Below are 24,633 nucleotides of genomic sequence, written 5' to 3'. Positions count from 1 at the left end.
AGTATGCGCACTATTTAAACGTAGCGTAAAAAATGTTTTACAGTATCGCCCGTATTTGCTGACAGTGAAGCACGGGTTATTTCACTGCGGCCTCTCGCTTTGCCACGTAATCCTGATATTTTCACCGCCATAATGCCGGCCTGGCTGGCAAATCTTCTTAACTGCGCGAAATTCTTCGCACTTTATACTGATGTGAATCGATGAAAAAGATTGAGAACGGCCACCTGCTGGTGATGCTGATTGCCCTGCTGGCGGTGGGTCAGATGGCCCAGACTATTTATGTTCCGGCGATGTCGGCTATCGCGGAGGTCTTCCATGTCCGTGATGGGGCGGTGCAGCGGGTGATGGCCGCCTATCTGATGACCTATGGCGCGTCGCAGCTGTTTTACGGTCCGCTGTCGGACAGCATCGGCCGTCGCCCGGTGATCCTGATGGGGATGGCGGTATTTATCATCGGATCGCTGACCGCACTCTTTGCGGTCAGCCTGAACGGCCTGGTGCTGGGGGCCGCTATTCAGGGGATGGGAACCGGCGTCGCCGGCGTGATGGCCCGAACCATGCCCCGTGACCTGTATGCCGGCAGTGCGCTGCGCTACGCCAACAGCCTGCTCAATATGGGCATACTGATCAGCCCGCTGATCGCCCCTCTGATCGGGGCGGGGCTGACCCACCTGTTTGGCTGGCAGGCCTGTTTCGCCTTTTTACTGCTGCTGTGCCTGGCCGTTACGGCAGCGATGCTGCGCTGGCTGCCCGAAACCCGGCCAGCGGGCCAACAGAAGCGGCCGTTCTTTTCCCGCTATCGTCCCCTGCTGGCCGATAGCAGTTTTATCCGTTATCTGGTGATCCTCATAGGGGCACTGGCTGGCATTGCCGTATTTGAGGCCAGCTGCGGCGTGCTGATGGGGGGCGTGCTCGGCTACAGCAGCCTGGCGGTCAGCGTGCTGTTCATTCTGCCTCTGCCTGCAGCCTTCTTCGGGGCCTGGTTTGCCGGGCGCAGTGAGAAACCTTTTACCACCGTGATGTGGTACGCAGTGAACAGCTGCCTGCTGGCGGGCGTCATGATGTGGATCCCCGGCTGGCTGGGGGTGATGAACCTGTGGACGCTGATAGCGCCTGCCTCGCTGTTTTTCTTTGGGGCTGGCATGCTGTTTCCGCTGGCGACCACGGGCGCAATGGAGCCCTGGCCCTATATGGCGGGCACCGCCGGGGCCCTGGTGGGGGGCTTACAGAATCTGGGTTCCGGACTGATTGCCTGGCTGTCAGCCCTCCTGCCGCAGACCGGACAGTTCAGCCTCGGGATGCTGATGTTTGCCACCGCGCTGCTGATCCTGCTGTGCTGGCTGCCGCTCTCGAAGCGACCGCAGGCACACGCGGTATAAACCGTGCATCGCCTGCAGGGTCGCCATTCGGTCCGGCAGGTGATGCCTTTTTTCTGCCCGCCCTGCCACGGGCGGTTATAAAATATACTGATGCAGGCTCGGGTCTTTCAGGTCCAGGTAGTGAATGGACTGAATACGGCGAATAGTGCGCGATTTTCCCCGGATCAGCAGAGTTTCAGTCGTGGCCATATTGCCCTGGCGGGTGATGCCCTTTAACAGATCGCCGCTGGTGATGCCGGTGGCAGAGAAGACGACGTTGTCGTTCCGCGCCATCTGCTCCAGCGTCAGGACCTGGCCCGCTTCAATCCCCATTGCCCGGCAGCGCGCCAGCTCCTCTTCACCCAGACGACGATTGTCCGGCGTATCCCCTTTTACCTCGTGGCGTGCCAGCAGGCGGGCCTGCATATCACCATCCAGTGCCCGGATCACCGCCGCTGACACCACGCCTTCTGGTGCTCCGCCGGTACCGTACATTACGTCCACTTCGCTGTCCGGCATGCAGGTGAGGATCGAGGCGGCCACATCGCCGTCCGGGAAGGTGAAGACGCGCACCCCAAGCTGTTGCAGGCTGGCAATCACTGCATCGTGGCGCGGCTTCGCCAGCAGCGTCACCGTCAGCGCCGTCAGGGGCTTGTTGAGGGCAGCGGCCACCCGGACCAGGTTCTCTTCCAGCGGCAGGTTGAGGTCGATAGTGCCTTTGGCACCCGGCCCCACCACCAGTTTTTCCATGTACATATCCGGGGCGTTGAGGAAGGTGCCTTTATCCCCCACCGCCATCACCGCCAGCGCATTGGCCTGGCCCAGTGCCGTCATGCGGGTTCCTTCGATGGGATCGACAGCAATATCTACGGCATCACCGTTACCCGTGCCGACTTTCTCACCGATATACAGCATCGGCGCTTCATCAATTTCCCCTTCGCCAATCACGATCTGACCGTCAATATCCACTTTGTTAAGCATAATGCGCATGGCGTGTACGGCCGCGCCGTCTGCGGCATTCTTATCGCCGCGCCCCAGCCACTTATAGCCAGCCAGTGCCGCCGCTTCGGTTACGCGGGAAAATTCAATCGCCAGTTCTCGTTTCATGACATGCCTCGGGAAAGTAATGAGGCGGGAAGTTTATCACAGGGAGCGGAGGGGGGAAGGGAGATACCCGTGGTCAGGCGACCACGGGTTGGGGACTGTTACTTGTCGTCAGCCTCTTCCCATGCCTGCGCACGGGCAACCGCTTTCTTCCAGCCAGCGTACAGCACATTACGCTGGGTGGTTTCGATGCTTGGACGGAATTCACGCTCAATCACCGACTTGGCACGGACTTCATCCAGATCTTTCCAGAAGCCTACCGCCAGGCCCGCCAGGTAAGCGGAACCCAGTGCGGTCACCTCACGGACTTCAGGACGCTCAACGCGTGCGCCCAGAATGTCGGACTGGAACTGCATCAGGAAGTTGTTGGCTACCGCACCGCCGTCAACGCGCAGCGACTGCAGGCGGGTGTTGGCGTCGTTCTGCATCGCTTCCAGCACGTCACGCGTCTGATAGGCGATGGACTCCAGGGTGGCGCGAATGATGTGGTTGGCATTGGCACCACGGGTCAGGCCGAAGATGGCCCCGCGGGCATACGGATCCCAGTATGGTGCGCCCAGACCGGTAAACGCCGGTACCATATAGACACCGTTGGTGTCTTTCACTTTAGTCGCGAAGTACTCAGAATCCGTAGAGTCGTTGATCAGCTTCATTTCGTCACGCAGCCACTGGATCGATGCGCCGCCGATAAACACCGCGCCTTCCAGCGCATAGTTCACTTCACCGCGCGGTCCGCAGGCAATGGTGGTCAGCAGGCCGTGCGTGGAGGTAACGGCTTCGGTACCGGTGTTCATCAGCATGAAGCAGCCAGTGCCGTAGGTGTTCTTCGCCATTCCCGGCTGGACGCAGAGCTGACCATACAGGGCTGCCTGCTGGTCACCGGCAATACCGGCGATCGGAATACGTGTGCCACCTTTACCACCAATGTTGGTCTGGCCATACACCTCAGAAGACGACTTCACTTCAGGCAACATTTCACGCGGGATATCGAGGATCTCCAGCATGCGCTGATCCCACTCGAGTTTATGAATGTTAAACATCATGGTGCGTGAGGCGTTGGTGTAATCGGTAATGTGAACCCGTCCCTGCGTCATCTTCCACACCAGCCAGGAGTCGACGGTACCGAACAGCAGCTCACCACGGCGCGCGCGTTCACGAGAGCCTTCAACATGGTCGAGGATCCATTTCACTTTGGTACCGGAGAAGTACGGGTTAATCACCAGCCCGGTTGTGTGGCGGATATACTCTTCCAGGCCTTCTCTTTTCAGTTTGGCGCAGTAGTCAGCGGTGCGCGGATCCTGCCAGACAATGGCGTTATAAATCGGCTTACCGGTCTCTTTATCCCAGACAATGGTGGTTTCACGCTGGTTAGTGATACCAATGGCGGCAATCTCGTCAGAGTTGATATCCGCATGGGCCAGCACTTCGACCAGGGTGGAGCTTTGCGACGCCCAGATATCCATTGGGTCATGCTCAACCCAGCCAGCTTTCGGATAAATTTGCTGGAACTCACGCTGCGACACCGCGACGATGTTGGAGTCATGATCCAGAATCACGGCGCGGGAGCTGGTGGTTCCCTGGTCGAGAGCGACGATATATTTTTTTTCTACGGTCATAATCAATTCCTGATAATAAACAGTGAGCAGGAGTTACGCTTTACGCTGTGCGGCACGCGGTGCTGATTTTTCCTGTTTCTCCACAACCTTGCCGGGAAGGTTGTTGGCAATCAGGACACGGTAGCCAAAGGCGCCGAGGCTTGCACCGACCAGCGGGCCAAAAATCGGAACAAGGAAGTAAGGAATATCGCGGGCACCGGTGAAGGCAACATTACCCCAGCCAGCCAGCCAGGCGAATAGTTTTGGTCCGAAATCACGCGCCGGGTTAAGGGCGAAGCCGGTCAGCGGGCCCATTGCAGCACCAATGATTGCGATCAGGAAACCGATCAGCAGCGGGGCCATCGGGCCACGCGGCAGGCCGTTACCGTCATCGGTCAGGGCCATAATCAGCGCCATCATGATCGCGGTGATCACCATTTCGACAAGGAAGGCCTGGCCTACGCCGATATGGGGGTTAGGGTAGGTGGAGAAGATACCTGCAAGGTCGAGGCTTTCAACACTGCCGCGCACCATATGATGTGTCTGTTCGTAGTCGAGGAAAAGGTTATGGTACAGGCCATAAACCAGTGCAGCGGAGCAGAATGCGCCAGCAACCTGGGCGATGGCGTAAGGCAGTACCTTACGGCCTTCGAAGTTGGCAAACAGCCAGAGTGCAACGCTGACGGCGGGATTAAGGTGTGCCCCGGAAATACCGGCGGTGAGATACACGGCCATCGCCACGGCAAGGCCCCAGACGATGCTGATTTCCCACAGGCCGAAGCTGGCTCCGGCGACTTTCATGGCGGCGACACAGCCAGCACCAAAAAAGATGATCGTGGCAGTGCCGAGAAACTCGGCGATGCACTGCCCTTTAAGCGTGCTTGTAGCATGACTCATGATGAAATTCCTGAAGGCGAGGTTAATTGTCAACGGTCTTAGTTTTGTTTCATCCGTGAACCAGCCCAATCTTATGTAGGGCTGATGTGAATTTATCGTTAACGAGCATAAACGAGAAATAGCGAACTCAATATTTGTGTTCTGTGTCATAAAAATGAGCGTTTTCGCGTGTTTTTGCTTTCCGAAAATCACCTGATGCGCGTTTAATCGCGTGTGAAATGTGCAATTTTTTAACCCGCACCTTACAAGCTGCCCCTTCAGATGTTACTTAAACCAGGTATAGACTGAAAATTGTTACAGACTGCGCCCTGTAAAGGTTCGTTGCTGGACTTGAGCGGTCGCTCTACTTACAATCGAAGCATCGTTGTTATCCGCGGAATGCCGGTTCATTCCTCACCCCTGCGGCTAGCATCATCAACGCGCTGCGATTAGGAGAGGTTACAGACATGTCATTTGAAGTATTCGAGAAACTGGAAGCAAAAGTGCAGCAGGCGATTGATACCATCACGCTGTTGCAGATGGAAATCGAAGAGCTTAAAGAACAAAACGGTCATCTGAACCAGCAGGTTCAGCAGGCAGCTGGCAGCAGCGATGCGCTGGTACGTGAAAATCAGCAGTTGAAGGAAGAACAGCACGTCTGGCAGGAACGTCTGCGGGCTTTGCTGGGAAAAATGGAAGAGGTGTAATGCTGCGCCTGGCGTAAAAAGCAGGAAGCAAGCAGAAAACGGGTGCCGAAGGCACCCCTTTTTTGGTGTTCGTTTTTATTCGATGTCGAGCGGATCTTCTGAGAGGATCATCCCGGTGTTATCGGCATAAAGGTGGTCGCCGGAGAAGAAGGTCACACCGCCAAAGTTCACCCGTACGTCGCTTTCACCAATGCCTTCACCCGCGGCACCCGCAGGAATGGCGGCGATGGCCTGGATACCGATGTCCAGCTCTTCCAGATCGTCGACCTGACGCACAGAACCATACACCACAATGCCTTCCCACTCGTTTTGCAACGCGATCCTGGCCAGCGCGGCGTCGACCAGCGCACGGCGTACCGAACCGCCACCGTCCACCAGTAATACGCGGCCACGGCCGTTCTCCTCCAGCAAATCATAGAGCAGCCCGTTGTCCTCGAAACATTTTACCGTGGTGATTTGCCCGCCAAACGAGGTGCGCCCACCAAAGTTTGAGAAAAGCGGTTCAACGACATTCACATCTTCATGATAGATGTCGCACAGTTCTGACGTATCGTATTTCATAGGGGGTTTCGTCTGTTTGCCACAGGGGAGATAAGTATATCGCTTAAAGGGGGCTGTTGGCAAAATCATCAATTGTTAAAAGTTGCGATGGGTCAAGCACATCGCGTTTAACTGAGCAGCAGTCCCGCCGCGAACAGCACATTGATTAACAGCGCAGTTTTGACGGTTTTTTCCAGCATCGGACGCATGGCCAGTGCGCTGGTTTCCCGCAGAATATAACGCCCCTGCTGCCAGAGAAGAGGTGCCGCTAACAGGAACAGCCAGCCAGGCAGACGCAGCCCGGCAACGCCGCTGTAAAGCGCAAAGCAGGCCAGGGCCGTCATCAGCAGCCCGGCGTGGTAACGCCGCGCTCGTGTTGCTCCCAGACGCACGGCCAGGGTGAACTTACCGTTCTGCCGGTCGCTGTCAATATCGCGCAAATTATTCACGTTCAGCACTGCCGTGGCCAGCAGGCCGCATCCGCTGGCGGGCAGCAGCAGTAACGTATCAAGCTGGTGGGTCTGCAGGTAGCTGCTGCCGATGACACCGAGCCAGCCAAAGAAAATCATCACCGAGAGGTCGCCCAACCCAAGATAGCCGTAGGGCTTTTTCCCCACGGTATAGGCGATGGCGGCGACCATTGCCAGCGCGCCCATTACCACGAATCCCAGCATGTCGGCGGGTGACTGGCACGCCCGCAGGATCAGCAACAGGCCACAGCCGGTCGTTACGCCGACGGTCAGAATCAGGGCAATACGCATCTGTGCCGGCGTGATCGCTCCTTTCTGCATGCCACGCAGCGGGCCAATACGCTGCGGCGTATCGCTGCCTTTTAGCGCATCGCCATAGTCATTGGCCAGGTTCGAGAGGATCTGCAGCAGTATGGTGGTCAGCAACGCCAGCAGGGCAATGGCGGGATCAAAATGTCCCTGATGCCACGCCAGCGCGCTGCCAGTAATAACGGAAGCGCAGGCCAGCGGCAGCGTGCGAAGGCGCAAACTGTCCAGCCAGGCCCGGGGCAGTGAGGGGGGGGAAGCCAGTTGGCTATGTTCCATAAGAGGTGGCGCCTCCGTTCCGCTTCAGGTCGCGTGTGGCGGGTGCCAGCACGATATCAGCCCCATGGTAGGACGCTTTTCAGTGGCAGGTGTTAATCCTGGTCAAGGATAGTGTTCGGACATAAAAAAAGGAGGCCGTAGCCTCCTGTTCGTTATGGACAGCGATTTACAGGATAAAGCGGCTAAGATCTTCGTCAGCCACCAGTTCATCCAGGTGTTTGCCCACATACTCCGCGTCAATGGTGATCGACTGGCCGTTCAGGTCGCTGGCATCGTAGGAGATCTCTTCCATCAGACGCTCCAGCACGGTGTGCAGACGACGTGCGCCAATATTTTCTGCGGTTTCGTTGACCTGCCAGGCAGCGGCGGCGATTTTACTGATGCCGTCCGGGGTGAAGTTGATCTCAACGCCTTCGGTGTTCATTAGCGCTTTATACTGCACGGTAATGGACGCACTTGGCTCCGTCAGGATGCGCTCGAAATCGTTGGTCGTCAGCGCCTGCAGCTCAACGCGGATTGGCAGACGACCCTGCAGTTCCGGGATCAGATCTGACGGGCTGGCGACCTGGAATGCACCGGAGGCGATAAACAGAATATGGTCTGTTTTCACCATGCCGTGTTTGGTAGAGACAGTACAACCTTCAACCAGCGGCAGCAGATCGCGCTGTACGCCTTCGCGGGAAACGTCCGGGCCGGAGGATTCGCCGCGCTTACAGACTTTATCAATCTCATCGATAAACACAATGCCGTGTTGCTCAACAGCGTCAATCGCTTCCTGCTTCAGCTCTTCCGGGTTCACCAGCTTGGCAGCTTCTTCTTCCACCAGCAGCTTCATCGCTTCTTTGATTTTCAGCTTGCGCGGTTTCTGTTTCTGACCGCCGAGGTTCTGGAACATCGACTGCAGCTGGCTGGTCATCTCTTCCATGCCCGGAGGAGACATGATTTCCACCCCGCCGGAGACAGCCGCGAGATCAATTTCGATCTCTTTATCATCCAGCTGGCCTTCACGCAGCTTTTTGCGGAATGACTGGCGCGCAGCGGAGGGTTCCGCGGCGGTTTCATTCTGGCCCCAGTTGTTTTTTGCCGGGGGGATCAGTACGTCAAGAATGCGTTCTTCCGCCATCTCTTCGGCGCGATAGCGGTTTTTATCAATCGCCTGTGAACGCACCATTTTAATCGCTGAATCGGTCAGATCGCGGATAATCGAATCCACTTCTTTACCGACATAGCCCACTTCAGTGAATTTCGTCGCTTCTACTTTGATGAACGGCGCGTTGGCCAGTTTAGCCAGACGACGGGCAATCTCGGTTTTACCGACTCCGGTCGGCCCGATCATCAGAATGTTCTTTGGCGTCACTTCATGACGCAGGTCTTCGTCCAGCTGCATCCGGCGCCAGCGGTTACGCAGGGCAATAGCCACCGCTCGCTTGGCGCCATCCTGGCCGATAATGAATCTGTTCAGTTCGCTGACAATTTCGCGCGGAGTCATAGCAGACATAAATTAGGGTCCTTACGCTTTAGAAGGTAATGCTTCAATGGTGAGGTTGTGGTTGGTATAAATGCAGATATCCCCTGCAATACCCAATGCTTTTTCCACAATATCGCGCGCGCCAATCTCGGTGTTTTCCAGCAGCGCACGGGCAGCCGCCTGGGCGTAAGGGCCGCCTGAGCCGATGGCAATCAAGTCGTTTTCTGGCTGGATGACGTCACCATTACCGGTAATGATCAGCGAGGCGTTTTCATCCGCCACGGCCAGCAGGGCTTCCAGTTTGCGCAGCATACGGTCAGTACGCCAGTCTTTCGCCAGCTCCACGGCGGCTTTCACCAGGTGGCCCTGATGCATTTCCAGCTTGCGTTCAAAAAGTTCAAACAGGGTGAAGGCATCTGCGGTACCGCCGGCAAAACCGGCAATGACTTTGTCATTGTAGAGACGACGCACTTTTTTGACGTTGCCCTTCATCACGGTATTGCCGAGGGTAGCCTGGCCATCACCGCCAATCACTACCTGGCCGTTGCGTCGTACACTTACTATTGTTGTCACGGGCAGACCCCTTATTGCAGTCGGAAGATGACCCCGCACGTTTTGTACGGGGCACTGATGCAATCAGATATGGGGCAGGTTTGAAGGGTTTCAACCCCCGATGGAAAGAGGAATACAATTTGAGTGGCCGGAACCACGCAGTCGTTTCAGCGTCGTATCTGCTGCGCTACGGCTGTTATAGGGCCCAATAACCACGCGATTCCAGCCGCCGCCGGTAGTGATGCGACTTTCAAATCCCTCAAAGGCTAACTGAGCGCGAATGGACTCGGCCTGATCGGTACCTTTGAAGGACCCACACTGCACCATCCAGCGCTGTGTGCTCTCTTTTTCTACTTCCTTCGGCTTTGTTTCAACTTTCGGTTTGGTTTCCACTTTTGGCTGCACTGCCACTTCCTGCTTCGGCCGAACCGGCTCGCGCGTCACCGATGTGACGGGGGCCGTATGCTGCGTTTGCGTTGGTGTCTGGACCGGTGGCGGCGTGCGCTGAGTCTGCTGCGGCATCCGCGACTGCTGCTGAAGCTGCTGACTTTGCTGTTGCTGACGCTGAAGGGTCTGCTGTCGTTGTGCCGGCGTCTGTTCGTTCCATGGCACTTCGTTAAGCTGCGTTGGCTGCTGACGCATATCTGCCTGCATCTGATCCAGCAGCTGACGCTGCTCGTCGGTTAACTGTGTCTGTGAATGAGCCTCACCGCCGGAAGTGGGTTCGGTTGGCGAAGGAACGCCAAGCTGGCGGTTTTCCAGTTCTTTAATATAACGCCAGCGCTCTTCAGGTTTCGGGGGCAGGCCGTTACCGGTGGCTTTGTGATCCGGGATGACCGGGGTCTCTTCTTTTTTATGGTGTGCGATAAACCACAGCCCACCAATAAAGGTGACCAGAACGGCAACCGCCAGCACTATCATGATTTTTGATACACCCGATCCACTGCTGCGCTTCTTGCTGCGACTGTTGGTCTTTTTGCTGCGCGTCCCTGTCGAACGCCCGCGGCCTACATAATCTTTTTGTGCCACTATCGTTCCGCTAATAATCGATGAAGGTAAGATCGGGCTGAAAGCGTGACGATAAGTGCCCGATGAGTGCCCGCCATGTTACTGAAGGGCCGGAAGTTTGACCAGCGGCGATCTTACTAAGAATCCACTGATTTTCCTGATGAGCGTTTGCGCGGTGTGCTGACGGGCCCGTCAGTCCTCATCACGCAGCGAGGGAGCGGTGCTGCCACGAATTTTCAGCTCAAAATCCAGCAGACGTGAACCATTACTCACCATCCTGCCCTGTAACTGCTCCAGCAAGAGTAGCATTGCTTCACGACCGATGTTGAAACGCGGCTGAGCCACCGTAGTGAGCTGGGGATCGCTGTAGCGCGACAGCTCGATATCATCAAAACCGATAATCGACAGATCCTTGGGCACGCGCAGACCCATATTTTTTGCCTGCGACATGGCACCCAGCGCGATGATATCGCTGTGGCAGAATAAGGCATCGGGTGGCCTGGGGAGCGTCATCAGATGCTTCATCGCCTGGGAGCCGGCATCAAAGGTGAAGTCACCACGCACAATATAGGTGGGATCGACAGTCATTCCGTGGCGGCGCAGCGCCTGAATGTATCCCTGGAGGCGATACTGGCACAGCGGCATCTCTTCCGGGCCTGAAATACAGGCAATGCGGCGATGCCCGAGCTTTTGCAGATGATTAACGGCTTCAAAGGCGGCTGTCAGGTTATCGATATGAACCGTAGGTAGCTCCAGCTCTGGCGCAAACTCATTCGCCATCACCATGGGCGGCAGATTGCGCTGTTCTTCGACACCGGTCTCAAACGGCACATTGGATCCCAGCAGCACCATTCCGTCGATCTGACGGGTCAGCATCAGGTTGAGGAACGATTTTTCCTGCTGATTCTGGTGCGCGCAGTCACCGATCAGCACCAGATAACCCTCAGCGGCGGCCACTACTTCAATGCCGCGAATCATCTCACTGAAAAACGGATCGCAGATGTCCGGCACAATCACCAGCACGGTACGGGACTCGCTGCGCCGTGCGCTGCGGGTCATCGAATGCGGGGAGTAGCCAACGGCAATCACTGCCTGTTCAACCTTATAGCGCGTTGCGGCGGAGACCTTTTCCGGGTTCATCAGGGCGCGGGAGACCGTTGCCGTTGATACGCCTGCTTTCTCAGCCACGTCCTTCATGGTCGCTACGGTTGACTCTTGATTGTGATCCAACGCTTTTCTCCTCACGCCAGTCTGCGCTGGCCTGAACAACGAATGACAAGTGATATCCGGTACCTGAGGTTATCGCGTCCACGGCGGATAACCCCCGCATTCTTAACAGATAAGCGGGGGGGCTGTTACTTAATTTGCATAAAAATTGTGACTTGTGCGACTTTTTTCGATCCAATACGCATCTTTGCCATGCAAACGATTACGCCTTAACTTTCCGTCGGGTCGATATCCAGCGTCCATTTCACTTTGCGTGCCTGGGGCAGGGTAGTGATCAGCGGAAGGCTGGACTTGATGAGTCGCTGCAGAATGGCGCGTGAAGGATGCTGGAGCAGGAGCTGCCAGCGGTATCGCCCGCTGCGTTTTGCCTGCAGGGCAGGGACAGGGCCCATCACCCAGAAGGATTCACTGTTTAACGGGCTGGCTTCCAGCAGATTACGCAGCTGCTGCAGGAACAGGCTGGCCTGCTGGTTATCGTGATCTTCCGCCCGGAACAGGGCATGGCTGGTGAACGGCGGCAGGAAGACGCTGTTGCGTTCACTGAGTGCCTGGTGGGCGAACGCATCGTACCCCTGATGCAGCAGGGTGTGCAGCAGCGGATGGTCCGGGTGGTGCGTCTGCAACAGCACCTCGCCCTGTTTACCGGCACGTCCGGCGCGGCCGGCGACCTGCACGTAGAGCTGGGCAAAACGCTCTGCGGAGCGGAAATCGGCAGAAAACAGCGCGCCGTCGACGTCCAGCAGCGACACCAGCGTCACGTCGGGGAAGTGATGCCCTTTTGCCAGCATCTGCGTTCCGACCAGAATACGCGCTCCGCCGCGATGTACTTCCGCCAGCTGCTGTTCCAGAGCCCCTTTTCGGCTGGTGGTGTCCCGATCGATACGCGTCAGGGGGACACCGGGGAACAGTGAACCCAGATTATGCTCCAGCTGTTCGGTGCCCAGCCCGACCGGTACCAGGTGAGTGGAACCGCACTGCGGGCACTGATGGGGTACCGGGCGCTGGCTGTCGCAGTGGTGGCAGCGCAGCTGACGCTGGTTCTGATGTAGCGTGTAGTAACGGTCACAGCGCTGGCATTCGGCAATCCAGCCACATTCGTGGCACAGCAGCGTCGGGGAGTAACCCCGGCGGTTAAGGAATAACAGTACCTGATTATCCGCTTTCAGATGCTGGCCAATTTTCTTGATCAGCATCGGAGACAGGCCACCCTGCAGCTTCACGCCTTTCAGATCGACCAGCAGCTGGGTCGCTTTGGTGGCATTTCCGGCGCGTTTGCTGAGGTTGAGCTGATGATATTTCCCGGACTGGACGTTGTGCAGCGTTTCCAGCGCCGGGGTCGCTGACCCCATGACAATCGGGATATCTTCCTGACGGGCGCGAAACACCGCCAGATCGCGGGCGTGATAGCGCCAGCCTTCCTGCTGCTTATAGGAGCTGTCGTGCTCTTCATCAATGATGATGGCACCCAGTCGGGCAAAGGGAGTAAACAGCGCAGAACGGGTACCAATAACAATCGCCGTCTCACCGCTGCGGGCGCGCAGCCACACAGCCAGACGCTCACTGTCGTTTAAGCCGGAGTGCAGCACATCAACCGGTGCGCTGAAGCGCTCGCGAAAGCGGGCGATGGTCTGGGGCGTCAGGCCAATTTCCGGCACCAGCACCAGCGCCTGCCGGCCGTTAGCCAGAATATTCTCCAGCATACTGAGGTAAACTTCCGTTTTGCCCGAGCCGGTGATCCCAGCCAGCAGCCACGCTGAAAAGTGGTCGTCTGCGCTGCGGATCGCCCCGACGGCGGTGGCCTGCTCGGTGTTAAGCCGCAGACGTTCACCCTGCAGGGTGAGATTATCGCGCCAGTCCTGCCGGGCGCGGGGCTGCGCGCGCAGCACGCACAGGCCTTTCGCCTGTAATGCCTGAAGGGTGGCCTCGGTAATGTCGTGCTGGCTGACTTCATGACGGTACAGGCCGCGGTTGCGCAGCGCGGCCAGCGCCTGCTGCTGTTTCGGTGCACGCTTCAGGCTTTCTGGTGCTGTCGCTTTACCCTCGTCAGTGATCAGCCACTGCCAGAGGGGGGCCTCTTCCGCCGCTTTACCCTGACGCAGTAGCACCGGCATCGCGTGGAACAGCACTTCTCCCAGCGGATAGTGATAGTAGTCGGCTGCCCAGAGCAGGATACGCCACAGGGAGGCAGGGTAGAGCGACTCGCTGTCCAGCACCTCATGGACACTTTTTAACTGATCGAGCGGAAAATCACTGTGTTCAACGATCCCGACTACCACCCCGATGGCTTTACGCTTGCCAAAAGGCACGCTGACGCGTCCACCCACCACCGCATGGCTGAGATGGGCAGGCAACAGGTAGTCAAAGTTGCGGGCAAGCGGAACGGGTAAGGCGACCTGAACAACGGGCATGGATTCATCCGGGTGAAAAATTAAGCCAGTTAGTGTACACTGAGTCGTGCTGAATGTGCGGATCCGATTGCGGTGTGTGGTTAATATCTGTATAGTTCGCCGCCGTTGGTATGACATTTTGATATCAGCATAAACTTAATATTAATCTTCGTGTGGTGCCGGTGCAGGAATTATCCTGGCGCGGGAGAGCGACACGGCCTTAACTGAGGTTTTCCCATGAAAAAAGGTATTCACCCTAATTACACCGAAGTTACTGCTAAATGTTCTTGCGGTAACGAAATCAAAACCCGCTCTACCGTGGGTCGCGACCTGAACCTGGACGTGTGCGGCAACTGCCACCCGTTCTACACCGGTAAGCAGCGTGATGTTGCAAGCGGTGGTCGTGTGGATCGCTTCAACAAGCGTTTCAGCATCCCAGGCGCTAAATAAGCACCCTGTAAGATGTCAGAAAAAACCCAGCTTCGGCTGGGTTTTTTTATGCCTGCGATTCAGGATGCGGTGGCGTATCTGAGGACATCGCCCTGCCAGCCTTTCTCCGCATAGTTTTGCAGATGATCGATGCGCTTCACCGGTTGTCCCACCGAGAAGTTAATCGCTTTCAGGTTTACCATGACGTCTGAAGGCGCGAAGACCGACTTGAAGTGATACTCCCCATGGCTGAGATCGGCCAGGGTGGTCCAGTAGGTCGCCACCCCTTTATTTTCCTGCGGGTATTTTGAGTAGCGGGCATAGGCGTCGGTAATGTCTCTGACCATCGGGTCGCTGGCATCCGGGTAATTAATCGGGAAGGCGGTATTATTGATCACCGACAGCACAAAGCCCTGGGCCTGCGCTTTACTGTCCGGCTGCGGAATGTTTTTCAGACCGATACTGGCCCTTACGAAGCGGTCCTCCGCGCTCTGGGTACCGGGAATATGGCTGGCGTCCACTGACTGAAAGGCCGCCAGATTTTTTAACTGCTGGTCGTAGGACGGCGGGTTGGTCATCACCTGATAGCGGCGATTATGGTAGATATGTACCTTGCCGTTATCGATTTCGACAATAGCGGAATCGCCGGTGCGATCCTCCAGGGCGATATGCTTGGTGTCAGAGGCATAATCGATCGGCATTTTTTTCGCGACCAGCCTGACGTTTTGTAACCCCTGCACGGCCTCATCAACGGTGGCATAATTGTCCAGCAGATAGCTCAGCCAGGCGCGGCTATCCAGCTCCGGCTTATCCTGATGGTCCTGTTGTACCTGCCGGCCATGGGTGTAGTACTGCGTATGACCCGCCAGCCCTTTTTCATTGATGCCATCCATCGGGAAAACACCATCGGCATAAATCACTACACTGCCATAGCGCGTTTTCCAGTGCAGGGCATCAGCGCCCTCACTGCCGGTATGTTCGATGCCCTGGGGTGTGATAATGAGCGAGGGATCAACCGGGCCGAAGAAGTCCAGATTGCGGGCGCTGACCAGGTAGCCGGGATAGGTGTTCAGAAAGGCGCGGGTGCAGGCATTGGCGCTACCTGTCGCGGTGATGCCAAGTGCAGCACCGATGACCACGGCGGTAACGGTAGATAAGGTTGTTTTCATCATCTTTCTCCTTTGGGTTCACTGAGCGCTAACGTAGCGCGCAGCGCGAGGATGAGAGAGTCATTCACCGGGGGAAATCCCCCCTTACGGCAGACAGGGAAGTGCATGGCAGTTTCTTTTTCACTGGTGCAGATAGAAGCGTTTGCCAGTATCGTCGAATGCGGCAGCATTACTCGTGCGGCAAAGAAAATGGGCAAGGACCGCACCACCGTCAGTGAGCTGCTGGAATATCTGGAACTCGATCTGGGCTATGCGCTGTTTGAGCGGCACTGCCGCCCTATCGCACTGACGGAGCGTGGAAATCTGCTGTATCGTCAGGCCCGTCTGTTTCTCCACGAGGCGCAGGCGTTTAACCACATTGCGCTGCAGCAGCAAACGACATCGCCCCAGTCGCTGACCCTGAGTTACGATATTTTTACGCCTTGCCACCTGCTGGCCCGGCTGGCAGGAGAACTTTATCAGCAGGGCATTCAGCTCAATCTGCGTTATCAGGATCGCCACCAGGCGGAACAGGCGCTGGAAAAGGGGGAGGTCGATATCGGGCTCTACCAGCCGGTGAACAAATCGGTCAGCGAGCGTTTCAAATGGCGGGCGATGGGGAGTGTTGAACTGGCGGTTTATGCCAGCCCGGATTTATTCAGCCTGCGGCCCGTCAGTCTGCTGACGCTGGCCTCCTGCAATCAGCTGATCGCCAACAATAGTCTGGATGCTGCTCTGGCACGCCGCATTCAGATAGCGGACCGGGTGCAGTTTATTAATGACCGGGTAGTGCTGAGATCGTTGCTGGCCAGCGGACAGGGGTGGGCAATGCTGCCGGTGCATGCCGTTACCAGTGAGGATCGGGCAATAGAACGCATCGTAACGGAGATGGGAGAGAGGGGGATGGTGCAGACCATCGTGGCTATCTGGCAGCCCGGTCAGGCCGGGCACCCGATACTGAATCAGGTGCTCGACCGGATAACCGAGCTGTTTAGCGCCTAGTATTCCCAGGTATCAGGATCAACGCCCATTTCGCGCATGATCGCTTTCGCTTCTTCGGGAATTTCGTCACTGCGTTCTTTACGCAGATCGACATCATCCGGCAGAGGCTGGCCGGTAAACGCATGCAGAAATGCCTCGCACAGCAGTTCGCTGTTGGTGGCATGACGCAAGTTATTAACCTGGCGGCGCGTGCGCTCATCGGTCAAAATTTTCAGTACTTTCAACGGAATGGATACCGTGATTTTTTTAACCTGCTCGCTCTTCTTACCGTGTTCAGCGTAAGGGCTGATATATTCGCCGTTCCACTCAGCCATGGGCTACCTTAATTATATTTAAATTAGAAATACCGAAATCCGGCTAATTATGCCCGAAGTTCGTGTCCATCACACCGGGATGGCACAACGTTCTCTGGGGTATATCGACATAATTCTAACGGTTATTCGCGCATTGCTCAATCTATACGCAAAGACATTTAGATGTCCAGATGTATTGACGTCTATACCTGCCCGCTTTACTCTATCCGTCTTCTCTTACACTCCAGCAGGAACTTGTGCACCATGACGCGTAAACAGGCAACTATCGCAGTCCGTAGCGGTTTGAATGATGACGAGCAATATGGCTGCGTTGTCCCCCCCATTCATCTTTCCAGTACCTATAACTTCACCGACTTTAATGAGCCCCGTGCTCATGACTACTCACGCCGTGGCAACCCGACGCGTGACGTGGTGCAACGCGCACTGGCAGAGCTGGAAGGGGGAGCCGGTGCGGTGATGACCAGCACCGGGATGTCGGCTATTCATCTGGTGTGTACCGTGTTTCTGCAACCGGGTGACCTGCTGGTGGCTCCGCACGACTGTTACGGCGGCAGCTACCGCCTGTTCGACAGTTTGAGCAAACGCGGTGCGTATCGCGTTAAATTCGTCGATCAGGGCGATGAGGCGGCACTGCGGGCCGCACTGGCTGAAAAACCGAAGCTGGTACTGATTGAAAGCCCAAGTAACCCGCTGCTGCGCGTGGTGGATATTGCCACCATCTGTCAGGCCGCCGCGGAAGTCGGGGCGGTCAGCGTCGTGGACAATACCTTCCTCAGCCCGGCGCTGCAGAACCCGCTGGCACTGGGCGCGGATCTGGTGATCCATTCCTGTACCAAATATCTTAATGGCCACTCCGACGTGGTGGCCGGAGCGGTCGTGGCGAAGGATCCGCAGCACGTGACGGATCTGGCCTGGTGGGCGAACAATATTGGCGTCACCGGCGGCGCGTTTGACAGCTACCTGCTGCTGCGTGGAATGCGCACCCTGGCTCCGCGTATGGCGGCGGCACAGCGCAATGCGCTGGCGATTGTTGATTATCTGAAACAACAACCGCTGGTGAAAAAGTTGTATCATCCTTCGTTGCCAGAAAATGCCGGCCATCAGTTTGCGGCACGTCAGCAAAAAGGCTTTGGCGCCATGCTAAGTTTTGAGCTCGATGGTGACGAAGCAACGCTGCGCCGTTTCCTGAAAGCGCTGGAATTATTTACCCTGGCGGAGTCGCTGGGCGGTGTTGAAAGCCTGATTTCCCATACGGCTACCATGACACATGCGGGTATGTCTGCTGAAGCGCGGGCGGCGGCAGGGATTTCGGAAACGCTGCTGCGTATTTCGGTGGGAATTGAAGATCACGAAGATTTAATCGCCGATCTGGACAATGCGTTCCGGATCGCGGCCAAGAGGTAAGCATGAGTTATTCAGCAGTGGCAGACAGTTCGCGGCAGTTACATAAATTTGGTGGCAGCAGTCTGGCCGATGCCAAATGCTACCAGCGCGTAGCCGGGATTATGGCTGAATACAGCCAGCCCGGCGACCTGATGGTGGTTTCGGCTGCGGGCAGCACCACGAATCAGCTGATCAGCTGGCTCAAACTGAGCCAGAGCGATCGTCTCTCTGCCCACCAGGTGCAGCAGGCGCTGCGCCGTTATCAGAGTGAGCTGATCGGTGCGCTGTTACCGCCTGCCGTGGCCGAGCCACTGATTGCTGAATTTATACGCGATCTTGAGAAACTGGCGGCCCTGCTGGATAGTGCCATTACTGACGCCGTGTATGCGCAGGTGGTGGGGCACGGTGAGATCTGGTCGGCTCGTCTGATGTCCGCCGTGCTGAATCTGCGGGATATTGAGGCGGGTTTTCTTGATGCCCGCGATTTCTTACGCGCTGAGCGTGCCGCACAGCCGCAGGTGGATGAAGCAAAATCGCTGCCGCTGTTACAGCAGCTGATGGCACAGCGCCCCGGGCAGCGCCTGGTGGTGACCGGGTTTATCTGCGCCAATGATGCCGGTGAAACCGTACTGTTAGGGCGCAATGGCAGTGACTATTCGGCGACACAGATTGGTGCGCTGGCCGGGGTGACGCGCGTCACCATCTGGAGCGACGTGGCCGGCGTATACAGTGCCGATCCGCGTAAAGTAAAAGATGCCTGTCTGCTGCCACTGCTGCGCCTGGATGAAGCCAGCGAACTGGCTCGTCTGGCGGCGCCGGTACTGCACTCCCGTACGCTGCAGCCGGTTTCGGCCAGCGATATTGACTTACAGCTGCGCTGCAGTTATCAGCCCGGGCAGGGTTCAACACGCATCGAACGCGTGCTGGCCTCAGGCACGGGCGCGCGGATTGTGACCAGCCATGATGACGTCTGCCTGATAGAGTTCCAGGTGCCCGCACAGCACGACTTCGCCACGCTGCGGAAAGAGATCGATCAGCTGCTGACCCGGGCCCAGGTGCGCCCACTCGCGACCGGCGTCCACCCGGATCGTAATCTCCTCCAGCTTTGCTATACCTCGGAAGTGGTCAACAGCGCTTTAACCCTGCTACAGGATGCGGCGTTACCCGGCCGTCTGCAGCTGCGTGAAGGGATGGCAATGGTGGCGATGGTCGGCGCAGGCGTCTGCCGTAATCCGCTGCACAGCCACCGTTTCTGGCAGCAGATGAAAGACCAGCCGGTGGAGTTTATCTGCCAGTCTCAGGAGGGCATCAGCCTGGTGGCGGTGCTGCGCGTCGGACCAACGGAACATCTGATCCGGGGTCTGCATCAGACGCTGTTCCGGGCGGAAAAACAGATCGGTCTGGTGCTGTTTGGCAAAGGTAATATTGGCTCCCGCTGGCTGGAGCTGTTTGCCCGCGAGCAGGAAACCCTGTCGGCGCGTACCGGTTTTGAATTTGTTCTGGCAGGCGTGGTGGACAGCCGCCGCAGCCTGCTCAGCTACGAGGGGCTGGATGCCAGCCATGCGCTGGCCTTCTTTGAGGATGAGGCCGTAGAACAGGACCAGGAATCGCTGTTCCTGTGGATGCGTGCTCATCCGTTTGACGATCTGGTGGTGCTGGATGTGACCGCCAGTGAAACGCTGGCCGCGCAGTATCTGGATTTTGCCAGCTACGGTTTCCATGTGATCGGGGCGAATAAAGTCGCGGGTGCGGCCAGCAGCGACAGCTATCGTCAGATCCGCGATGCGTTCGCTAAAACCGGGCGTCACTGGCTCTATAACGCCACCGTCGGAGCCGGGCTGCCGGTGAACCACACGGTGCGCGATCTGCGTGAAAGCGGCGACAGCATCCTCTCCATCAGCGGTATCTTCTCCGGTACGCTGTCGTGGCTGTTCCTGCAGTTTGACGGTACGGTTCCGTTTACCGAGCTGGTGGACCAGGCGTGGCAGCAGGGTCTGACTGAGCCAGATCCGCGTGCCGATCTCTCCGGCCAGGACGTGATGCGTAAGCTGGTGATCCTCGCCCGCGAGGCGGGCTATGATATTGAACCCGGTCAGGTGCGCGTGGAATCACTGGTGCCGGCCAGCTATCAGTCCGGATCGGTTGATGACTTCTTTGAAAACGCCGATGAACTGAACGATCAGATGGTTCAGCGTTTTGAAGCTGCTCAGGAGCTGGGCCTGGTACTGCGCTATGTGGCGCGTTTTGACGCGAACGGGAAAGCGCGCGTTGGTGTAGAGGCCGTGCGGGACGATCACCCGCTGGCTGCCCTGCTGCCGTGCGACAACGTGTTTGCCATTGAAAGCCGCTGGTATCGTGATAATCCGCTGGTGATCCGTGGGCCGGGAGCCGGCCGCGACGTCACGGCCGGGGCGATCCAGTCCGATCTTAATCGCCTGGCACAGCTGCTGTAGTTTTCCTCGGGGGTCTACCGAAATAAAAGGGCGACCCCAGAGGTTCATTTCCTCATTCTTCCTTCCCTGCATGAAGTTTCCTCATCTTCGTTGAGAATTTGTCACGTCAGGTCATCATTTAACTGTTGACTGATTAATCGATTTGCGGCATTTTGAATGTCTGGACGTCTAAACGGATAGACGTTAAGACAGCGATTTATCATGATCAGCGATCGATGAGGTAAACGGGTATGAGTTTTTTCCACGCAAATCAGCGCGAAGCACTGAACCAGAGTCTTGCCGAAATCAGCGGGCAAATTAACGTCTCCTTTGAGTTCTTTCCGCCGCGCACCAGCGAAATGGAAGACACCCTGTGGAGCTCTATCGATCGCCTCAGCAGCCTGAAGCCAAAATTTGTCTCGGTCACTTACGGGGCTAACTCCGGTGAACGTGACAGGACCCACAGCATTATCAAAGGGATCAAAGACCGTACCGGTCTGGAAGCGGCCCCTCACCTGACCTGTATTGACGCGACACGCGATGAGTTACGTCATATTGCCCGTGACTACTGGGATAACGGCATTCGCCATATCGTCGCTCTGCGCGGCGACCTGCCGCCGGGCGGGGGCAAGCCGGAAATGTACGGTGCCGATCTGGTCTCGCTGCTCAAGGACGTGGGGGATTTTGATATCTCGGTGGCCGCTTATCCGGAAGTGCACCCGGAGGCGAAGAGCGCTCAGGCTGACCTGATCAACCTGAAGCGTAAAATTGATGCGGGGGCCAACCGGGCTATCACCCAGTTCTTCTTCGATGTGGAGAGCTATTTGCGCTTTCGTGACCGCTGCGTATCCACCGGCATTGATGTTGAAATCGTTCCGGGCATTCTGCCGGTGTCGAATTTCAGGCAACTACAGCGCTTCGCCACGATGACGAACGTCCGCGTGCCGGGCTGGATGACCAGTATGTTTGAAGGGCTGGATAACGACCCGGAAACCCGCAAAATGGTCGGTGCTAACGTCGCGATGGATATGGTAAAAATTCTCAGCCGCGAAGGGGTGAAAGATTTTCACTTCTACACCCTGAACCGTGCGGAGATGAGTTATGCCATCTGCCATACGCTGGGCGTCCGCCCGGGTCTGGCCGTCGCCTGATCACCGCGACAAAAAAAAGGACGCATAAGCGTCCTTTTTTATTGTCAGGGGCAGACCGAAAATGAAGGTCTACGCCTGCTGGTTGTGAGGGCGATCCTTTTCCGATCGCCCTCTGCAGTCGGCTTAACCCGTGTTACGCATTCCCGCCGCTACGCCGGCGATGGTCACCATCAATGCCTGCTCAACGCGGGCATCCGGCTCTGCGCCCGCCGCTTCCTGCTGACGCGAACGGTGTAACAGCTCCGCCTGCAGAACGTTCAGCGGGTCAGTGTAGACGTTACGCAGGGCAATCGACTCGGCAATCCACGGCTGGTCGGCCATCAGGTGCGAATCGTTGGCAATGGTCAGCACGGCTTTGATATCGGAGTCCAGCTGATCGCGCAGCTGTTTGCCCAGCGACCACAGGGATTTATCCACCAGACGCTGATCGTAGTATTCAGCCAGCCACAGGTCAGCCTTCGAGAACACCATTTCCAGCATTCCCAGGCGGGTCGAGAAGAACGGCCAGTCGCGGCACATGGTTTCCAGCGTTTCCTGATGACCCTCTTCCATCGCTTTCTGCAGCGCGGCACCGGCACCCAGCCAGGCGGGCAGCATCAGGCGATTCTGTGTCCAGGCGAAAATCCACGGAATGGCACGCAGCGACTCAACACCGCCGGTCGGGCGACGCTTCGCCGGACGTGAGCCCAGTGGCAGCTTGGCCAGCTCCAGCTCCGGAGTGGCAGAACGGAAGTAAGGCACGAAGTCTTCGTGTTCACGCACGTAGCCCCGGTACATTTTGCAGGACACATCAGACAGCTGGTCCATGATGCTGTTCCACTCGGGCTTCGGCTCCGGCGGTGGCAGCAGGTTAGCTTCGAGGATCGCCCCGGTATACAGCGACAGACTGCTGATAGTGACTTCCGGCAGACCGTATTTAAAGCGGATCATCTCACCCTGTTCGGTCACGCGCAGGCCGCCTTTCAGGCTGCCCGGGGGCTGCGACAGAAGCGCCGCATGTGCCGGCGCACCGCCACGGCCGATGGAGCCGCCGCGTCCGTGGAACAGCGTCAGGGTAATACCGGCTTTCTCGCAGGTTTTGATCAGCGCATCCTGAGCCTGATACTGTGCCCAGCTTGCTGCCATAACGCCCGCGTCCTTCGCCGAGTCGGAATAGCCGATCATCACCATCTGCTTGCCCTGAATCAGGCCGCGATACCAGTCGATATTCAGCAGCTGGCTCATGACATCGTTGGCGTTGTTCAGATCCTCGAGGGTTTCAAACAGCGGGGCCACCGGCATCGCATAAGGAATACCTGCCTCTTTTAGCAGCAGATGAACGGCCAGCACGTCTGACGGCGTTTTCGCCATGGAGATGACGTAGGCGGCAATCGAGCCCTGCGGTGCATCCGCCGCTACGCGACAGGTATCCAGCACCTCTTTCGTATCGGCACTCGGCTCCCACTGGCGTGGCATCAGCGGACGTTTGGAGCTCAGTTCGCGGATCAGGAAAGCCTGCTTGTCAGCTTCTGACCAACTCTCGTAATCGCCCAGGCCGAGATAGCGGGTGATTTCAGCAATGGCTTCAGTATGGCGGTTACTTTCCTGGCGGAGGTCAATACGCACCAGCGGCACGCCAAAGCACTTCACGCGACGCAGGGTGTCGAGCAGCTGACCGTTGGCAATAATGCCCATGCCACAGGCCTGCAGTGACTGGTAGCAGGTGTACAGCGGTTCCCACAGCTGATCGTTGGAGATCAGCAGGTTGTCCGGGCGCGGCAGGCGCTCGCCCTTCAGGCGGCGTTCCAGATAAGCCTGGGTGCTCATCAGCTGGCCACGCAGGTTTTTCATGATCTCGCGGTAAGGCTCCAGCGCGTCCGGGTTACCGCACAGCTCACGTACTTCCGGCGTACATTCTGACATCGACAGCTCAGAGACCAGTACGGCGATATCACGCAGGAACAGGTCGGTGGCTTTCCAGCGACTGAGCTGCAGGACATGGCGGGTGATATCGGCCGTCACATTCGGGTTGCCGTCGCGGTCACCGCCCATCCAGGAGGTAAACTTCACCGGCACAAAATCAACTGGCAGGGTATAGCCAAAGGCGGCTTCGACCTGCTCATTCAGCTCGCGCAGGAACTGCGGTACGCCTTCCCACAGGCTGTTTTCCACCACCGCAAAGCCCCACTTGGCTTCATCCACGGGCGTGGGGCGATATTTACGAATTTCATCGGTATGCCAGGCCTGGGCCACCAGCTGGCGCAGGCGGCGCATGATCTTGCCATGGTCATAGTCAGACAGGTCATTGTGATCCAGTTGCTGCAGGCAGCTGTTCACTTCGACCAGTTTATGGATCAGGGTACGGCGGGTGATTTCAGTCGGGTGGGCGGTCAGAACAAGTTCCAGCGACAGGGATTCAATCGCTTCGCGAACGGCGGCTTCGGTCAGGTCTGGCTGCTGCTTCAGACGCTCAAAGGTACCGGCCAGCAGTTCAGGGTGATTCGCACCTTCGCCTTTTGGCGAAATGGTGTGGTACTGCTCGGCTACGTTGGTCAGGTTGAGGAACTGACTGAATGCACGGGCTACCGGCAGCAGTTCATCATTGGACAAATTTTGCAGCGTGGTCAGCAGTTCCTGACGGTGGGCATCATTTCCCGCACGTGATGACTTCGAGAGCTTACGGATGGTTTCTACCCGGTCCAGGATGTTCTCTCCCAGTGCATCCTTAATAGTATCCCCGAGCAGTTTGCCGAGCATACTGACATTACTTCGCATTGCGGAATATTGTTCGTTCATATGATCCCTGACACCCTTCTTGTATTTGTAACTATCTTTCACCCCAGTGGGCATAACGTTGTCTTTTATCTAGCCACGTTCGCAACCATTCGTCAATTGACTTAAATACACCGCATCGTGAC

General features: G+C 57.1%; 20 protein-coding genes. 7 read left to right on the top strand and 13 right to left on the bottom strand.

Translation table 11 applies throughout. The features are described 5' to 3' along the window. The first annotated feature begins 200 nt into the window (after positions 1-200). Positions 201-1,379, top strand: coding sequence for a multidrug efflux MFS transporter EmrD (gene emrD / locus IFU29_RS19135; RefSeq protein ID WP_191935304.1), 1,179 nt, complete (start codon positions 201-203; stop codon positions 1,377-1,379). A gap of 75 nt (positions 1,380-1,454) precedes the next feature. On the opposite strand, the gene glpX is transcribed toward emrD, so the two are convergent. The 3 genes from glpX to IFU29_RS19120 all read right to left on the bottom strand — a co-directional run bounded on the left by glpX (position 1,455) and on the right by IFU29_RS19120 (position 4,954). Next, positions 1,455-2,465, bottom strand: a complete 1,011-nt coding sequence (gene glpX / locus IFU29_RS19130) for a class II fructose-bisphosphatase (protein WP_062746821.1) — start codon at positions 2,463-2,465, stop codon at positions 1,455-1,457. A 98-nt stretch (positions 2,466-2,563) separates the two neighbouring features. After that, positions 2,564-4,078: a glycerol kinase GlpK gene (glpK, locus tag IFU29_RS19125; RefSeq protein WP_062746819.1), complete on the bottom strand. Its 1,515-nt coding sequence runs from the start codon at positions 4,076-4,078 to the stop codon at positions 2,564-2,566. A 33-nt stretch (positions 4,079-4,111) separates the two neighbouring features. Beyond that, positions 4,112-4,954 (bottom strand): MIP/aquaporin family protein, encoded by an 843-nt coding sequence (locus IFU29_RS19120; RefSeq protein ID WP_062746816.1) that lies wholly within the window; start codon positions 4,952-4,954, stop codon positions 4,112-4,114. A 446-nt stretch (positions 4,955-5,400) separates the two neighbouring features. Between IFU29_RS19120 and zapB the strand changes: the two genes are divergently transcribed. Further along, positions 5,401-5,640 carry a cell division protein ZapB gene (gene zapB / locus IFU29_RS19115; RefSeq protein WP_062746814.1) on the top strand — a complete coding sequence of 80 codons (240 nt, stop codon included), beginning with the start codon at positions 5,401-5,403 and terminating at the stop codon, positions 5,638-5,640. 75 nt (positions 5,641-5,715) lie between these two features. On the opposite strand, the gene rraA is transcribed toward zapB, so the two are convergent. The 7 genes from rraA to priA form a co-directional block, all read right to left on the bottom strand. Further along, a complete protein-coding gene (gene rraA, locus IFU29_RS19110; protein ID WP_062746810.1) occupies positions 5,716-6,201 on the bottom strand; it encodes a ribonuclease E activity regulator RraA in 486 nt (161 codons plus the stop codon). 107 nt (positions 6,202-6,308) lie between these two features. After that, a complete protein-coding gene (locus IFU29_RS19105; RefSeq protein ID WP_191935303.1) occupies positions 6,309-7,235 on the bottom strand; it encodes a 1,4-dihydroxy-2-naphthoate polyprenyltransferase in 927 nt (308 codons plus the stop codon). 166 nt (positions 7,236-7,401) lie between these two features. Then, positions 7,402-8,733, bottom strand: coding sequence for an HslU--HslV peptidase ATPase subunit (gene hslU, locus IFU29_RS19100; RefSeq protein WP_191935302.1), 1,332 nt, complete (start codon positions 8,731-8,733; stop codon positions 7,402-7,404). A 12-nt stretch (positions 8,734-8,745) separates the two neighbouring features. Further along, entirely contained in the window at positions 8,746-9,276 is a 531-nt protein-coding gene (gene hslV / locus IFU29_RS19095) for an ATP-dependent protease subunit HslV (protein WP_013200194.1), read from the bottom strand. Positions 9,277-9,366: 90 nt separating this feature from the next. Next, positions 9,367-10,284, bottom strand: coding sequence for a cell division protein FtsN (gene ftsN / locus IFU29_RS19090; protein WP_191935301.1), 918 nt, complete (start codon positions 10,282-10,284; stop codon positions 9,367-9,369). A 171-nt stretch (positions 10,285-10,455) separates the two neighbouring features. Further along, positions 10,456-11,493 (bottom strand): DNA-binding transcriptional regulator CytR, encoded by a 1,038-nt coding sequence (gene cytR, locus IFU29_RS19085; RefSeq protein WP_191935300.1) that lies wholly within the window; start codon positions 11,491-11,493, stop codon positions 10,456-10,458. A 206-nt stretch (positions 11,494-11,699) separates the two neighbouring features. Further along, on the bottom strand, positions 11,700-13,898 hold the full coding sequence (gene priA / locus IFU29_RS19080; protein WP_191935299.1) for a primosomal protein N': 2,199 nt from the start codon (positions 13,896-13,898) through the stop codon (positions 11,700-11,702). Between the two features lie 216 nt (positions 13,899-14,114). On the opposite strand from priA, the gene rpmE reads away from it, so the two are divergent. After that, positions 14,115-14,327: a 50S ribosomal protein L31 gene (gene rpmE, locus IFU29_RS19075; protein ID WP_062746795.1), complete on the top strand. Its 213-nt coding sequence runs from the start codon at positions 14,115-14,117 to the stop codon at positions 14,325-14,327. A gap of 59 nt (positions 14,328-14,386) precedes the next feature. Here the strand turns inward: rpmE and IFU29_RS19070 are convergent, their stop codons facing one another. After that, complete coding sequence (locus IFU29_RS19070) at positions 14,387-15,478, bottom strand: linear amide C-N hydrolase (RefSeq protein WP_244633751.1); 1,092 nt, start codon at positions 15,476-15,478, stop codon at positions 14,387-14,389. A 102-nt stretch (positions 15,479-15,580) separates the two neighbouring features. Between IFU29_RS19070 and IFU29_RS19065 the strand changes: the two genes are divergently transcribed. Beyond that, on the top strand, positions 15,581-16,456 hold the full coding sequence (locus IFU29_RS19065) for a LysR family transcriptional regulator (protein ID WP_244633750.1): 876 nt from the start codon (positions 15,581-15,583) through the stop codon (positions 16,454-16,456). Here IFU29_RS19065 and metJ read toward each other — a convergent pair. Beyond that, positions 16,453-16,770, bottom strand: a complete 318-nt coding sequence (gene metJ, locus IFU29_RS19060) for a met regulon transcriptional regulator MetJ (protein ID WP_013200201.1) — start codon at positions 16,768-16,770, stop codon at positions 16,453-16,455. The two genes, IFU29_RS19065 and metJ, sit on opposite strands and share 4 nt — an antisense overlap. Before the next feature lie 243 nt (positions 16,771-17,013). On the opposite strand from metJ, the gene metB reads away from it, so the two are divergent. From metB to metF, 3 genes are all read left to right on the top strand, one after another. After that, the gene (gene metB, locus IFU29_RS19055; RefSeq protein WP_191935297.1) at positions 17,014-18,174 is read left to right on the top strand and encodes a cystathionine gamma-synthase; all 1,161 of its coding nucleotides are present in this window, start codon (positions 17,014-17,016) and stop codon (positions 18,172-18,174) included. 2 nt (positions 18,175-18,176) lie between these two features. Next, positions 18,177-20,606 (top strand): bifunctional aspartate kinase/homoserine dehydrogenase II, encoded by a 2,430-nt coding sequence (locus IFU29_RS19050; RefSeq protein WP_191935296.1) that lies wholly within the window; start codon positions 18,177-18,179, stop codon positions 20,604-20,606. A gap of 230 nt (positions 20,607-20,836) precedes the next feature. Continuing rightward, the gene (gene metF, locus IFU29_RS19045) at positions 20,837-21,736 is read left to right on the top strand and encodes a methylenetetrahydrofolate reductase (RefSeq protein WP_191935295.1); all 900 of its coding nucleotides are present in this window, start codon (positions 20,837-20,839) and stop codon (positions 21,734-21,736) included. A 123-nt stretch (positions 21,737-21,859) separates the two neighbouring features. Here the strand turns inward: metF and ppc are convergent, their stop codons facing one another. Further along, a complete protein-coding gene (ppc, locus tag IFU29_RS19040; protein ID WP_191935294.1) occupies positions 21,860-24,511 on the bottom strand; it encodes a phosphoenolpyruvate carboxylase in 2,652 nt (883 codons plus the stop codon). Positions 24,512-24,633 lie beyond the last annotated feature (122 nt).

It is taken from the genome of Erwinia persicina (assembly GCF_014838825.1).
GTDB lineage: Bacteria > Pseudomonadota > Gammaproteobacteria > Enterobacterales > Enterobacteriaceae > Erwinia > Erwinia persicina_A.
This window is presented reverse-complemented; position numbering and strand designations above follow the sequence as displayed.